Here is a 14419-nt window from a genome sequence, read left to right on the forward strand (position 1 = left end):
GTGGTCACGCCCCCGTCAGCTTCGCGAACTTCGCTTCGAACTCGGTCTCTTCCTTCGCACTCAGCGAGCGGAAGGCATGGGACTTCGCGGCCATGGCCTTGTCGGGAATGATCAGCGGGTTGTTCGCCGCGTCTTTGTCGATCTTCTCCAGCTCGGCCTTCACCCCGTCGACGGGGCACACGTAGTTGATGTACGCGGCGAGTTCGGCGGCCGGCTTCGGCTCGTAGTAGAAGTCGATGAGCCGCTCGGCGTTGGTCTTGTGACGGGCCTTGTTGGGGATCAGCAGGTTGTCGGTCGACGTCATGTAGCCGCTGTCCGGGATGAGGAAGTCGATGTCGGGGCTGTCCGCCTTGAGCTGCACGACGTCACCGGCCCAGGCGACACAGGCGGCGAAGTCGCCGCTGGTCAGGTCCGAGGTGTAGTCGTTGCCGGTGAAGCGGCGGATCTGGCCCTTGTCGACGGCCTTCTGGAGGCGGGCGATGGCCGCGTCGTAGTCGTCGGCGGTGAACTTCGCCGGGTCCTTGCCCATGTCGAGCAGCGTCATGCCGACGCTGTCGCGCATCTCCGACAGGAAGCCGACCCGCCCCTTGAGCCTGGGGTTGTCGAGCAGGTCGGATATCGACGTCACCTCGACGCCGTCGAGGGCCTTCTTGTTGTACGCGATGACGGTGGAGATGCCCTGCCAGACGTACGAGTAGGCGCGGCCCGGGTCCCAGTCGGGGCTGCGGAACTGGGCCGACAGGTTGGCGTAGGCGTGCGGCAGGTTGGCCGGGTCCAGCTTCTGCACCCAGCCCAGGCGGATGAGGCGGGCGGCCAGCCAGTCAGTGAGGACGATCAGGTCACGGCCGGTGTCCTGGCCCGCCGCGAGCTGCGGCTTGATCTTGCCGAAGAACTCGTTGTTGTCGTTGATGTCCTCGGTGTACTTGACCTTGATGCCGGTGCGTTTCGTGAACTGTTCCAGCGTCGGGTGGTGCTTGCCGCTGTCGTCGACGTCCATGTACTCGGTCCAGTTGGAGAAGCTCACCGTCTTCTCCTTCGCCGAGTGGTCCTCTGCCGGGACGCCGCCCTGCGACCGGCCCGCCGCCGGGATGCCGCAGGCGCTCAGCGTCCCGAGTCCGCCGACCGCCAGCGCCCCGCCCGCGGAGGCGCGCAGCAGCGACCGCCGGGTGAGGGCGGCCCTGCCGTTCCTGAAACTGCGCCGCATGGCGGCCACTTGGGCCGGGGACAGGCGGTCGGGCTCGTACTGCTCCATGCGCGTGGTGCCCTTTCGGAGGGTGGGCGGCCGTTGGTCAGGCGGCCTGCTACGGCTATCGGTCCCCGAAGACGGTGCGGTGCCAGTCCTTCGCGGCCACCGCGGTGTTGTCGAACATGACGTGCTTGATCTGGGTGTACTCCTCGAACGAGTACGCGGACATGTCCTTGCCGTAGCCGGAGGACTTGTAGCCGCCGTGCGGCATCTCGCTGATGATCGGGATGTGGTCGTTGACCCACACACAGCCCGCCTTGATCTCGCGGGTGGCCCGGTTCGCCCGGTACACGTCCCGGCTCCACGCGGAGGCGGCCAGCCCGTACGGGGTGTCGTTGGCGAGCGCGATCCCCTCGTCGTCGGTGTCGAACGGCAGCACGACCAGGACGGGTCCGAAGATCTCCGACTGGACGACCTCACTGTCCTGGGCGGCGTCGGCGATGAGGGTGGGCCGGTAGTAGGCGCCCTTGGCGAGTTCGCCCTCCGGTGCTTCCCCACCGGTCACCACGCGCGCGTAGGCGCGCGCCCGGTCGACGAAACCGGCGACACGGTCCCGCTGGACGTGCGAGATCAGCGGTCCGAGGTCGGTGCCGGCGGCGAAGGGGTCGCCGAGCCGGACGGTCTCCATGAGCGCCGCCGTCCGTTCCACGAAGGCGTCGTAGAGCGGTCGCTGCACGTACGCGCGCGTGGCGGCCGTGCAGTCCTGCCCGGTGTTGATGAGTGCGCCCGCGACCGCGCCGTGGGCGGCGGCCTCCAGGTCGGCGTCGTCGAAGACCACGAAGGGCGCCTTGCCGCCGAGCTCCAGATGGAGGCGCTTGACGGTGGCGGTGGCGATCTCGGCGACGCGCTTGCCGACGGCGGTGGAGCCGGTGAAGGAGGTCATGGCCACGTCGGGATGGCCGACGAGGTGCTCACCGGCCTCCCTGCCGGTGCCGGTGACGATGTTGACCACGCCGTCCGGGATCCCGGCGTCCGTGGCCGCCCGGGCGAAGAGCAGCGAGGTCAGCGGGGTGAGCTCGGCGGGCTTCAGGACGACGGTGTTGCCCGCGGCGATCGCCGGGAGGATCTTCCAGGCGGCCATCTGGAGGGGGTAGTTCCAGGGCGCGACGGAGCCGACGACACCGATGGGCTCGCGCCGGACGTACGACGTGTGGTCTCCGGAGTACTCACCGGCGGACTGGCCCTGGAGAAGCCGTGCGGCACCGGCGAAGAAGGCGGTGTTGTCGATCGTCCCCGGGACGTCGAACTCCCGGCTCAGCTTCAGCGGCTTGCCGCACTGGAGCGACTCGGCACGGGCGAAGTCCTCGGCACGGTCGGCCAGGACCGCGGCGAACCGGTGCAGGGCGTCGGAACGCTCGCCGGGTGTGGTCGCCGCCCAGCCCGGGAAGGCTGCGCGGGCGGCTGCCACGGCCCGGTCGACGTCGGCCGTGCCCGCCAGTTCGTAGCGGAGCACCTCCTCGCCCGACGCCGGGTCGACGACCGCGTGCGTGCGGCCCGAGGTGCCCCTGGTCAGGCGCCCGGCGATGTACTGCGCGCCCTCCGCGAAGCGCTCCTCGGCCGGGAATCGGTCCGGGGTGGCGTTGCCAGGGTTGTGCATGTCGCTCTCCTCCGTGTCCCCGCGGTGGGGCCGGCGTGGCTCAGGCTCGATTTGAGTGCCGATCCTGACAGAGGTATGGCACGCCAACAAGGGATTCCGTTGTTGATTTTTGGTTACGCGACGGAATCTGTCGACCAGGTGTCGAGTCCGCCATACCCCGGCAGGACGGTGTGTCAGTGGTGCGTGCCAGACTCGCGTGCATGGAGGAGATCACGGGGGCGGTCCATTCCCGGGACGCCTTGATCAAGGCGGTCCGCGCGGGGGCCAGGATCAAGTATCTGCACTTCTGGGGGCACCGGCCGCGGCCGGACGGCCGGATCGGGGCGAGCTGTCTGAGCCAGTGGTGGCCGGCGCCGTTCACGGTGGACGGCGTGGAGTACGCGACGGCCGAGCACTGGATGATGGCGGGCAAGGCCCGGCTCTTCGAGGACGCGGCGGCGGAGCGGGCCGTCCTGGCCGCCGGGCATCCCGCCGAGGCGAAGAAGGCCGGGCGGCTCGTGCGCGGGTTCGACGAGGCGAGATGGGAGCGGGAGCGGTTCCGGATCGTCGTGGAGGGCAATGTCCACAAGTTCGGTGCGCATCCCGGGCTGCGGGAGTTCTTGCTCGGCACCGGTGACCGGGTGCTGGTCGAGGCGAGTCCCGTGGACCGCGTGTGGGGCATCGGGCTGGCCGCGGACGACGAGGCGGCGGCGGATCCGGAGCGGTGGCGGGGGCCGAACCTGCTGGGCTTCGCGCTGATGGAGGCGCGCGAGCGGCTGCGCGGGTCATGAGCCGGGGGCCGACCCACAGGACCGGCCCCCGTGAAGCAGCGGCTTCAGGCAGCCGCGCCGAGCCCGCCCATGATGCTGGCGAAGAGCAGGAAGCCCAGCAGCGGAAGGATCACGGTGGCGATGATGCCGCAGACCAGTCCGGCGGTCGCCGCACCCTTGTTGGTGGCCTCACCTCGGGTGGCCTTGCCCCGGCCGATGGCGCCGAAGATGATCGCGAGGATGCCCAGGATCACGCCGAAGAACCACAGCAGGAAGGTCAGGCTGCACACCACACCGATGATGCCCAGCACCAGACCCGTGGTTCCCATGCCGTTGCTCGGCTGCGCGGGCATCGCGTAGCCGGGCGCCTGGGGGTAGCCCGCGGGGGGCGCGGCCGGGTAACCGGGGGTGCCCTGGGGGTAGCCGTAGCCGGGGCCGCCCTGCTGCGGATAGCCGTAGCCGGGGGCCGGCTGCTGCGGGGGCTGGGACGGCGGACCGAACCCACCGGGCGTGGGGTTGGTGTTGGACATGGACGATCTCCCCTCCGTTGTCAGACCAGGGAATCGTAGTGGCCGAAACCGCCGCGCAGTACGGGAGTTTCAGTGGTGGGACGCGGCGGTGGCCACGGGGCCCAGGGCGCCGTAGGACGGGTCGTCGTCGAAGTCGTCGCTGTTGATCGCGGCCGTGATGCCGACGGCGATCAGGACGATCACGGTGATGCCGAGGATGATCCCGATGATGCCCATGATCAGGCCCGCCTGCGCCTGACCGTGGTTGGTGGCCACGCCGGCCTCGGCGCGCTTGCGGCCCTTGATGCCGAAGACGACGGCGAGGATGCCGGTGACCAGGGAGACCACGCCGTACAGACAGAAGAGCGTGCAGGAGATGATGCCCAGCACCATCGCGGCGATGCCCATGCCGTTCTGGGGGGCCATGGGCATGCCGGGCCAGCCGTAGCCTGCCTGGGGGTAGCCGGGGTAGCCGTAGCCGCCGGGGGCGACGGGCGGGGGCGGGACAGCGCCGGTGCCGGAGGTGTCGAACTGGGGCGTGCCGGTGGGTGGGGTGAAACCCGCGCTGGGCATCGAGGTGACCGTGGCCTGGTCGTGCACGGACGGCGGCGGCGTCTGGTTCTTGTCGAGCGAGGTCTTGTTCTCCGGGGGCGCCCACGGGTCGTGGCCGCCGCCTCCGTCTGGTTGCGTCGCGTCCGTCATGGTGCATCCCCCCTGGGTCGATCGTGCCGCCATGCTACGGGGCCGTTGGGTGCGTGCCACAGGGCGGGTGCCCGGGGTTGTTCGCGCCCGCGAGGCGGAGCCGCACATCGAGACAGCCCGCTCCCCTCAAAGGGGCGCCGCACCACGGCCTACGATGATGCCGAGTCATCGATCAGCCGATCACCCGCGCCCGCCCGCCACGCGCCGGCAGGAGCGCCGTTCCGGGGAGGAACCTTGACCCAGCATCTCGTCGACCCCCGCGCCCCGCGCGACCTCACGGCGTTCGTCGCCGGACTGCCCAAGGCCGAACTGCACGTGCACCACGTGGGCTCCGCCTCCCCCCGGATCGTGTCCGAGCTGGCCGCCCGCCACCCCGACTCGAGGGTCCCGACCGATCCCGCCGCCCTGGTCGACTACTTCTCGTTCACCGACTTCGCCCACTTCATCGAGGTGTACCTGTCGGTCGTCGACCTGATCCGCACGCCGGAGGACGTCCGGCTGCTGACCTTCGAGGTGGCCCGCGACCTGGCCCGGCAGCAGGTGCGGTACGCCGAGCTGACCATCACCCCGTTCTCCTCCACCCGCCGCGGCATCGACGAGCGCGCCTTCATGGACGCGATCGAGGACGCCCGCAAGGCCGCCGAGGCCGATTTCGGGACCGTGCTGCGCTGGTGCTTCGACATCCCCGGCGAGGCGGGGCTCGAAGCCGCCGAGGAGACGACCAGGCTCGCCACCGACGACCGGCTGCGCCCCGAGGGCCTGGTCTCCTTCGGTCTGGGCGGGCCCGAGGTCGGCGTGCCGCGTCCGCAGTTCAAGCCGTACTTCGACCGGGCGATCGCCGCCGGGCTGCACTCCGTACCGCACGCCGGTGAGACCACCGGCCCTCAGACCGTGTGGGACGCCCTGACGCATCTGCGGGCCGAGCGCATCGGGCACGGCACCAGCTCCGCGCAGGACCCGAAGCTCCTCGCGCACCTCGCCGAGCACCGGATCCCGCTGGAGGTGTGCCCGACCTCCAACATCGCCACGCGCGCGGTCCGCACCCTCGACGAGCACCCGATCAAGGAGTTCGCCGAGGCCGGGGTCGTCGTCACGATCAACTCCGACGACCCGCCGATGTTCGGCACCGACCTCGACAACGAGTACGCGGTCGCCGCCCGGCTGCTCGACCTCGACGAGCGGGGCCTGGCCGACCTGGCGAAGAACGCCGTGGAGGCGTCCTTCCTGGACGCGGCGGGCAAGGCCCGGATCAAGGAGGAGATCGACACCTACACCGCGGCGTGGCTCGACCGGTGACGCCCGCCCCCGAGCACCCCGGACGCCACGTGACCGCCGTGGCCCACCGGGGCGACCCCTACCGCCACCGCGAGAACACCGTCGCCTCGCTGCGTTCGGCGCTCGACCGGGGCGCGGACGCGGTCGAGATCGACGTACGGCTCACCCGGGACGGCGTGCCGGTGCTGCTGCACGACGGGACGCTGAAGCGGCTCTGGGAACACGAGCGGCCGGTGCTCGCGCTGTCCTGGGAGGAGGTGCGCGGGCTGACCGGCGGCGGGGTTCCGGCCCTGACCGAGGCGCTGGCCGCGACCGACGGCCACCGGGTGATGATCGACCTGCCCGGCTCCCCCGACGTGCGGGCGGTGCGGCGGGTGATGGACGCCGTACGGGAGTCCGGGGCGGCGGACCGCGTCTACTACTGCGCCGGCGCCGACGCCATGCTCGCCGTGCGTGCGGCGGACCCGGCCGCCGAGATCGCCCTCACCTGGACGACGCTGGCCCCGCCCCGGCCCGTCCTGCTGGAGGCGATCCGCCCGCGCTGGCTCAACTACCGTTTCGGCCTGGTGGACCGGCCCCTGGCCGAGCGGGTCCACCGCGACGGCTACCTGCTGTCCGTCTGGACCCCCGACACGCGCCGCTCCATGCGACGGCTGCTGCGCGCCGGGGTGGACTCCATCACGACCAACCGCATCGACGTGCTGTGCGCTACACGCGCGAGCGCTGCGGGACCGTCGCCGGATCGGCCGGGGTCGCACGCGTGACGTACTGCGGCACCGGCGCGCTGTCCGTGCCGGTGTCGCGGACGAGTCCGTAGCGGATGGCGCCCTGGGCGGGGCCCACGTTGACGTCCTTGTCCACGGCCGCCCAGTCGGTCGGGAAGACGATGAGGCCGTAGTCGCAGCCGCGTTCGTTCTGGGTGAGGGTGACGGTGCCGTCGAGGTAGAAGTACTCGTTCTGCCACATCTGCTGGGTGCCGGGCGGCAGCACCGCGTACCCGATGTCCGGGCCGCCCATGCCGGTGGCGTAGCCGTTCGGGGCACCCGGCAGCGGGTCGTCCATGCGGCGCGTGCCGCCGGAGGCCACGTGGAACAGCTTGCCCTTGAGGCCGGTCCAGGAGGGCATGACCAGCGCGCCGGGCCGGGACTTCGGCGAGATCTGCCAGCGGACCAGGACGTAACCCCGGCCGCTCAGCGTCACGCTGTCGCCGCGGTGCTGCATGACGGCCTTCGGGCCGCCGGTGCTGGTGATGCCGGACTCGGGGCGGCGCGGCAGGGCGGCGGGCCGGGCGTCCGGGTCGGGGGCGCGGTCGACGGCGTCGACGACCGTGCCGTACAGGTCGGCCTTCTTCGTCGCCGTCGGCGAGGGCGTGGGGGTGGGGGTGGGCGTGGGTGTGGCCGAGGGCGGTGGTTCGGAGGTGGCCGTCGCCGTGGGGGTCACGGCGGCCCGGGGTGGCGGGGCGTCCGGCGGCTGGGTGACGACGTAGGCGCCGCCCGCCACGATCGTCGCGCCGGCGGTCATCGCGACGGCCGGCTTGGTGAGCGCGCCCAGCAGCTTGGCGGACCACCCGGCGGAGGTGGCGGCCACGGCCGTCTTGCCGCCGAAGGCCAGCGACAGGGTGAACCCGACGGGCAGCGGGACGAGCGCGATGCCGACCAGGAGGCGTTCCGCCGGTACGACCGTCTCCCCCCGGGTGCCGCCGCAGTAGCCGCAGCCGCGGATGTGCCGGGCCAGCCGCTTGCGCCACACCGAGTCGGGCCGGCCGTTCCAGCGGCCGGTCAGCTCGCGCAGGCCGGGGCAGGCGCCGTCCAGGGCGCGGACGATGCCGCGCGCGGTCTCCAGGCGCTCCTTCACCCGCTGCACGCGCACGGCGGCGTGCTGCCGGGTGATGCCGACGGCCGCGGCGAGTTCGCGGCGGGTCAGTTCGCCCGCGACCTCCAGCCACCACAGCGACAGCAGTTGCCGGTCCTCGTCGTCGAGCCATCGCACGGCCTCGGCGACCTCACGCCGCTGCCCCTCCAACTGCAGCCGCAGCACGGTCAGTTCGGCGAAGTCGGAGGCCGCCGACTCCTCCAGCCGCTCCGGGGTCCGGCGCCGGGCGCGGTCGCGTATCTGGCGCATGGCGATCGCCACCAGCCACGACCGGAAGCTGTCCGGGTCGCGCAGCGAACCGAGGTTGTCGACCGCGCGCAGCATGGTCTCCTGGACGACGTCGTCGACGTCGGCGTGGCCGTTCAGGGCCCGGCCCACGATGTTGTAGACCAGCGGCAGCCAGCCCGCGACGAGCTCGTCCAGCGCCTGCCGGTCGCCGGACTGCGCCGCCGTGATGGTGGCGCGCCAGTGCTGACTGTCCACGGTGGCCTCTCGCCGGCTGAGATCAGTACTTTTCCGCACGCACCCTCTCAGGCAGGACGGTGGTCTTGGCCATGTGGGGGATCACAGGCGGGGAGACGGCGTGAAGGTTCTCGGGATAACAGTTTTTCTCAGCCGCCGGGCACCGGGATGGCGGCCACCGGCGCGGTCAGCGCCTCCAGCCGCTTGATCCGCTGCCGTACGACGTACAGGGGGATCACCCCGAACACCCCGAAGGCCATGTCGATCACCGACCACCAGAAGGGGATCCCGCGCAACGGCCCGCAGATCAGGGCGAGCGGAACGATGCCCGCGCAGGCGATCATCCCGAACTCGACGACCCAGATGTTGCGGACCGGGTCGCGGTAGGGCCCGTAGAAGGCGACCGCGATCACCAGGTGTGCGAAGGCCAGCCAGTCCGTGCCATAGAGAAGGAAGGGGTATTCGGCGTCGGCCTCGTCGAGCCCGGCCCGCACCCGCTCGATCCACTCCGTCAGCCCGGGCAGGTGGTCCCCCACGGACAGCGCACGCAGCAGTTCCTCGGTCCAGCGCAGTTCGTGCACCAGGGGAAAGGCCGTGGCGCCGCTGAGCACCAGGCACACGACGAAGAAGACCAGCCAGGCGCGAATGCCCTTCAGCAGGGCGGCTCTGTCGCTCATGGCGGCACTCTACGCCCATGTTGAACATGTTCAAAAACAGTTCTGCGGGCAGACGAACGGCCCCGGGCCGCATCAGCGCCCGGGGCCGCCACGACCGAAGGGAGTGCTACGCGTCCAGCGACGTCATCACGTGCTTGATCCGCGTGTAGTCGTCGAAGCCGTACGCCGACAGGTCCTTGCCGTAGCCGGACTTCTTGAAGCCGCCGTGCGGCATCTCCGCGACCAGCGGGATGTGCGTGTTGATCCAGACGCAGCCGAAGTCGAGCTTCTTGGACATCCGCATGGCGCGGCCGTGGTCCTTGGTCCACACGGAGGAGGCGAGCGCGTACTCGACGCCGTTGGCCCACTCCACCGCCTGGTCCTCGTCCGTGAAGGACTGCACGGTGATGACCGGGCCGAAGACCTCCTTCTGGATGATCTCGTCGTCCTGCTTCAGGCCCGAGACGACGGTCGGCGCGTAGAAGTACCCCTTGTCGCCGACCCGCTTGCCGCCGGTCTCCACGCGCGCGTGCGCGGGCAGCCGCTCGATGAAGCCCTCGACCTGCTTGAGCTGGTTGGGGTTGTTGAGCGGGCCGAACAGCACGTCCTCGTCGTCCGGCTGCCCGGTCTTGGTCTCGGCGGCGGCCTTCGACAGCGCGGAGACGAACTCGTCGTGGATGGACTCGTGGACGAGCACGCGCGTGGCGGCCGTGCAGTCCTGGCCGGCGTTGAAGTAGCCCGCGACCGAGATGTCCTCGACGGCCTTGGCGATGTCGGTGTCCTCGAAGACCACGACCGGCGCCTTGCCGCCCAGCTCCAGGTGGACGCGCTTGACGTCCTTGGAGGCGGACTCGGCGACCTGGATGCCGGCGCGCACCGAGCCGGTGATGGAGGCCATCGCCGGGATCTCGTGCTCGACCATCATGCGGCCGGTCTCGCGGTCGCCGCAGATGACGTTGAAGACGCCCTTCGGCAGGATCCCGCCGAGGATCTCCGCGATCAGCACCGTGGACGCCGGGGTGGTGTCGGACGGCTTCAGGACGACCGTGTTGCCCGCCGCGATCGCCGGGGCGAACTTCCACACGGCCATCATCATCGGGTAGTTCCACGGCGCGACCTGCGCGCAGACGCCGACCGGCTCCCGGCGCACGATGGAGGTCAGGCCCTCCATGTACTCACCGGCCGAGCGGCCCTCGAGCATCCGCGCCGCACCCGCGAAGAAGCGGATCTGGTCGACCATCGGCGGGATCTCCTCGGAGCGGGTCAGCCCGACCGGCTTGCCCGTGTTCTCCACCTCGGCCGCGATCAGCTCCTCGGCGCGCTCCTCGAAGGCGTCCGCGATCTTCAGCAGGGCCTTCTGGCGCTCGGCGGGCGTGGTGTCGCGCCAGCCGGGGAAGGCCTCGGCGGCCGCCGCCATCGCGGCGTCCACGTCCGCCTGCCCGGACAGCGGAGCGGTCGCGTACGCCTCGCCCGTCGCGGGATTGACCACGTCGGTGGTCCGTCCGTCGGCGGCGTCCCGGAACTCACCGCCGATGTAGTTGCGCAGACGACGCAGCTCGGTGCTCACTGCCGGCCCTCCAGTTCGGATGTCCAGTACTTGAGACACCCACCCTAGTCGGCCGGTCCACGTTTTCAACACCCCCGCTCCCTTCGATCGTGCGGAATCCGCAGATGCGAGCTACACAAACAACGGATTTCATCGATCAGACCTTGCGGAAGTGTCGAGACCTCGTGCACAGTGAGCCCGTGGCCAGTCGAAGCGCAGACCAGAGGGACTCCCGCGAGTCCAGGAACGGCGGTCCCCAGCTGGACGCCGTCTCCCTCGCCATCATCGAGCAGCTCCAGGAGGACGGCCGCCGTCCGTACGCCGCCATCGGCAAGGCCGTGGGCCTCTCCGAGGCGGCCGTGCGCCAGCGCGTCCAGAAGCTGCTCGACCAGGGCGTGATGCAGATCGTCGCCGTCACGGACCCGCTCACCGTGGGATTCCGCAGACAGGCGATGGTCGGCGTCAACGTCGAGGGCGACGTGGAGTCGGTGGCGGACGCGCTGACGGCCATGTCCGAATGCGAGTACGTGGTGATGACCGCAGGCTCCTTCGACCTGATGGTGGAGATCGTCTGCGAGGACGACGACCACCTCCTGGACGTCATCAACAAACGCATCCGGGCCGTCCCCGGAGTGCGCTCCACCGAGAGCTTCGTCTACCTCAAGCTCAAGAAGCAGACCTACATGTGGGGAACCCGATAACCGTGAGGACCCGATAGCCGTGAGCAAGGACCTCTCCCAGACCGCGTACGACCACCTGTGGATGCACTTCACGCGCATGTCGTCGTACGAGAAGTCCCCCGTCCCCACCATCGTCCGGGGCGAGGGCACGTACATCTACGACGACCGGGGCAAGCGCTACCTCGACGGTCTCGCCGGCCTGTTCGTGGTGCAGGCCGGGCACGGCCGCGTCGAGCTCGCCGAGACCGCCTTCAAGCAGGCGCAGGAGCTGGCGTTCTTCCCGGTGTGGTCCTACGCCCACCCCAAGGCCGTCGAGCTGGCCGAGCGCCTCGCGCACCACGCGCCGGGCGACCTGAACAAGGTCTTCTTCACCACCGGCGGCGGTGAGGCGGTCGAGACCGCCTGGAAGCTCGCCAAGCAGTACTTCAAGCTGGTCGGCAAGCCCACCAAGCACAAGGTCATCTCCCGCGCGGTCGCCTACCACGGCACCCCGCAGGGCGCCCTGTCCATCACCGGACTGCCCGCCCTGAAGGCGCCCTTCGAGCCCCTCGTCCCCGGCGCCCACAAGGTCCCGAACACGAATATCTACCGGGCGCCGATCCACGGTGACGACCCCGAGGCCTTCGGCCGCTGGGCCGCCGACCAGATCGAGCAGCAGATCCTCTTCGAGGGCCCCGACACGGTCGCCGCGGTCTTCCTGGAGCCGGTGCAGAACGCGGGCGGCTGCTTCCCGCCCCCGCCCGGCTACTTCCAGCGGGTCCGCGAGATCTGCGACCAGTACGACGTGCTGCTCGTCTCCGACGAGGTCATCTGCGCCTTCGGCCGGCTGGGCACGATGTTCGCCTGCGACAAGTTCGGCTACGTCCCGGACATGATCACCTGCGCCAAGGGCATGACCTCGGGCTACTCCCCGATCGGCGCGTGCGTCGTCTCCGACCGCCTCGCCGAGCCGTTCTACAAGGGCGACAACACCTTCCTGCACGGCTACACCTTCGGCGGCCACCCGGTCTCCGCGGCCGTGGGCCTCGCCAACCTCGACCTGTTCGAGCGCGAGAACCTCACCCAGCACGTCCTGGACAACGAGGGCGCGTTCCGCTCCACCCTGGAGAAGCTCCACGACCTGCCGATCGTCGGCGACGTCCGCGGCAACGGCTTCTTCTACGGCATCGAGCTGGTCAAGGACAAGGCCACCAAGGAGTCCTTCGACGCGGACGAGACCGAGCGGGTCCTGTACGGCTTCCTCTCCAAGAAGCTGTACGAGAACGGCCTGTACTGCCGCGCCGACGACCGCGGCGACCCGGTCGTCCAGCTCGCCCCGCCGCTGATCTCCGACCAGTCGACGTTCGACGAGATCGAGCAGATCCTGCGCGCCACGCTGTCGGAGGCGTGGACGAAGCTCTGATGTCGCTCCCGATGTCGTTCTGAATCGTCAGTGTCACCCTGAACGTCATGTCGTTCTGATCGTCTGTCTGGATGATCAACACCGGCCCCGGTGCCCCCCGTTCGAGTGAGAAACGGCGGCCCGGGGCCGCGTGCTGTCCGGCGTCCCGCCGCCTACTGCCTAGCGTGCCAGTGACCGATCGGCCCTGCCTTCGTTCCCCCGGACGGGGGATTGGCACGGGAACTACGGATCTGAACCGAGGTGTACGCCCATGGAGGCCCCGCCTGACAACGACGTGCTCTGGGCACGCGCCCTGCACTTCCAGCACGACGACGGCTCCCCCGCGCTCAGCGGTGTCTCGCTCGGCGTCCGGGAGGGCGAGATCCTCGCCGTGAGCGGCCCGCGCGGCAGCGGCAAGACCACCCTGCTGCGGTGCCTGTCCGGCCTGGTGCCCGTCCGGCGCGGCGAGGTCTGGTTCAACAGCGTGCCCGTGCACACCATGGGCCCCCTCACCCGTGAGCGGCTGCGCCGCGACCGGTTCGGCTGGATCGACCCGGCTCCCGTGCTGGTGCCGGAGCTCAACGCGTGGGAGAACACCGCCCTGCCGCTGATGCTGCGCGGCACCAGCCGGCGCCGCGCCAAGACCGCGGCCCTGGAGTGGCTGGAGCGCCTGGACATCGGCGAGAGCGCTCGCAAACGTCCCCACCAGCTGGTGCAGGCCGAGCGGCAGCGGGTGTGCATCGCCCGCGCCCTCGCCCCCGCGCCGTCGGTGCTGTTCGCCGACGAGCCCACGGCCCCCCTGCACCGCGCCGACCGCGCCCATGTGCTGCGCACGCTCACCACTGCGGCCCGCTCCCACGGCATCACGGTCGTCCTGGCCACGCACGACGCGGAGACCGCGGCGCTCGCCGACCGCACGGTGTCCCTGCTCGACGGGCGGCGCGTGCAGACCGTGCACCTGCCGCCGGTCGCCGGACCCACCGAGACGGAAGGCCGGGCCGCGTGCTCGCTCTCCGTCTGACCCGCGGCGCCCACCCCGCCCTCCAGCTGCGCCGCCTCCTGGTCGCGGCGGCCTCGGCGGGCACGGGTTTCCTGTTGCTGTGCGCCCTGGGCTACGCGCTGGGCCACCCCGGTTCCACCGGCGCCGCCCTGCTGCGGCTCGCCTGGTGCGTGGCTCCCCTGGCCGCCACGGTGTACTTCGCGGTCGCGGTGGCCCGCACCGACCCCGCTACGAAGCCCCGCCCCGGCCTCTCCGCGATCGGACTCGGCCCGCTGCGCCTGATGGCCGTCTCGGCGACGACGACGGCCCTGTCCTGCACGCTGGGCTCGATGCTGGCCCTGCTGTTCTTCCTGCACCTGCGCGGCGACCTGACGGGCATGCCGTTCGACGGCGCGGCCGCCGAGTCCCTCGCGGCGGACCAACCGCTGCCGCTGCCGGGAGCCCTGACGCTGCTCGCGCTCGTGCCCACAGCCGCGTCGGTGGCGGTGGCGCTGGCGCTGCGGCCCCGGGAGGCGGCGCCGGCCCCGGCCCGGCGGCCGGCCGGGATGTACGGCCGTTTCGGCACGTACCGGAGCACGAGCACACGCGAGACCTTCGGGGCGTACGGCCGTTTCGGCCGGCAGATCGTCCTGCCCACGGACGGTCGTGCCCCCGAGCCGGCCACGTCGGCCGGGCAGAACGCGCAGCACGGCGGGCCGCCCCCCGCGCGGGCGGGGGGGGCCCCCGCCGCGGCAGCGGCCGAAG

The 14419-nt window shown here is 71.0% G+C and carries 13 protein-coding genes and 1 pseudogene; 7 read left to right on the plus strand and 7 right to left on the minus strand.

Annotated features, from left to right (window positions below; translation table 11 throughout):
* Nucleotides 1-4: 4 nt before the first annotated feature.
* The gene (locus tag GTY47_RS30675; RefSeq protein WP_010044406.1) at nt 5-1252 is read right to left on the minus strand and encodes a spermidine/putrescine ABC transporter substrate-binding protein; all 1248 of its coding nucleotides are present in this window, start codon (nt 1250-1252) and stop codon (nt 5-7) included.
* Nucleotides 1253-1307: 55 nt separating this feature from the next.
* Nucleotides 1308-2843: a gamma-aminobutyraldehyde dehydrogenase gene (locus GTY47_RS30680; RefSeq protein ID WP_010044407.1), complete on the minus strand. Its 1536-nt coding sequence runs from the start codon at nt 2841-2843 to the stop codon at nt 1308-1310.
* 200 nt (nt 2844-3043) lie between these two features.
* On the opposite strand from GTY47_RS30680, the gene GTY47_RS30685 reads away from it, so the two are divergent.
* On the plus strand, nt 3044-3613 hold the full coding sequence (locus tag GTY47_RS30685) for an NADAR family protein (protein WP_040903765.1): 570 nt from the start codon (nt 3044-3046) through the stop codon (nt 3611-3613).
* 44 nt (nt 3614-3657) lie between these two features.
* On the opposite strand, the gene GTY47_RS30690 is transcribed toward GTY47_RS30685, so the two are convergent.
* Both GTY47_RS30690 and GTY47_RS30695 read right to left on the minus strand, forming a co-directional pair.
* Entirely contained in the window at nt 3658-4122 is a 465-nt protein-coding gene (locus GTY47_RS30690) for a DUF4190 domain-containing protein (RefSeq protein ID WP_010044409.1), read from the minus strand.
* Between the two features lie 69 nt (nt 4123-4191).
* Complete coding sequence (locus tag GTY47_RS30695) at nt 4192-4803, minus strand: DUF4190 domain-containing protein (RefSeq protein WP_010044410.1); 612 nt, start codon at nt 4801-4803, stop codon at nt 4192-4194.
* Between the two features lie 234 nt (nt 4804-5037).
* Between GTY47_RS30695 and GTY47_RS30700 the strand changes: the two genes are divergently transcribed.
* Together GTY47_RS30700 and GTY47_RS30705 are read left to right on the plus strand one after the other, a co-directional pair.
* Nucleotides 5038-6099, plus strand: a complete 1062-nt coding sequence (locus tag GTY47_RS30700; protein ID WP_010044412.1) for an adenosine deaminase — start codon at nt 5038-5040, stop codon at nt 6097-6099.
* Entirely contained in the window at nt 6084-6842 is a 759-nt protein-coding gene (locus GTY47_RS30705) for a glycerophosphodiester phosphodiesterase (RefSeq protein WP_010044414.1), read from the plus strand. The genes GTY47_RS30700 and GTY47_RS30705 overlap by 16 nt, the downstream gene beginning before the upstream one ends.
* Here the strand turns inward: GTY47_RS30705 and GTY47_RS30710 are convergent.
* The 3 genes from GTY47_RS30710 to GTY47_RS30720 all read right to left on the minus strand — a co-directional run bounded on the left by GTY47_RS30710 (nt 6787) and on the right by GTY47_RS30720 (nt 10635).
* A complete protein-coding gene (locus tag GTY47_RS30710; RefSeq protein ID WP_010044416.1) occupies nt 6787-8433 on the minus strand; it encodes a sigma-70 family RNA polymerase sigma factor in 1647 nt (548 codons plus the stop codon). The genes GTY47_RS30705 and GTY47_RS30710 overlap by 56 nt on opposite strands.
* Before the next feature lie 128 nt (nt 8434-8561).
* Complete coding sequence (locus GTY47_RS30715; RefSeq protein WP_010044418.1) at nt 8562-9089, minus strand: hypothetical protein; 528 nt, start codon at nt 9087-9089, stop codon at nt 8562-8564.
* Nucleotides 9090-9195: 106 nt separating this feature from the next.
* Nucleotides 9196-10635: a gamma-aminobutyraldehyde dehydrogenase gene (locus tag GTY47_RS30720; protein WP_010044420.1), complete on the minus strand. Its 1440-nt coding sequence runs from the start codon at nt 10633-10635 to the stop codon at nt 9196-9198.
* Nucleotides 10636-10799: 164 nt separating this feature from the next.
* On the opposite strand from GTY47_RS30720, the gene GTY47_RS30725 reads away from it, so the two are divergent.
* From GTY47_RS30725 to GTY47_RS41355, 4 genes and pseudogenes are all read left to right on the plus strand, one after another.
* Nucleotides 10800-11315 (plus strand): Lrp/AsnC family transcriptional regulator, encoded by a 516-nt coding sequence (locus GTY47_RS30725; RefSeq protein WP_010044422.1) that lies wholly within the window; start codon nt 10800-10802, stop codon nt 11313-11315.
* A gap of 19 nt (nt 11316-11334) precedes the next feature.
* Nucleotides 11335-12696, plus strand: coding sequence for an aspartate aminotransferase family protein (locus tag GTY47_RS30730; protein ID WP_267880847.1), 1362 nt, complete (start codon nt 11335-11337; stop codon nt 12694-12696).
* Nucleotides 12697-12946: 250 nt separating this feature from the next.
* Nucleotides 12947-13696 (plus strand): ATP-binding cassette domain-containing protein, encoded by a 750-nt coding sequence (locus GTY47_RS30735; RefSeq protein ID WP_010044426.1) that lies wholly within the window; start codon nt 12947-12949, stop codon nt 13694-13696.
* A pseudogene (locus tag GTY47_RS41355) lies at nt 13678-14419 on the plus strand (hypothetical protein); the annotation flags it as partial. The gene GTY47_RS30735 and the pseudogene GTY47_RS41355, both read left to right, overlap by 19 nt.

This window comes from Streptomyces sp. SID5464, from assembly GCF_009862985.1.
Taxonomy (GTDB): Bacteria; Actinomycetota; Actinomycetes; order Streptomycetales; family Streptomycetaceae; genus Streptomyces; species Streptomyces chartreusis_D.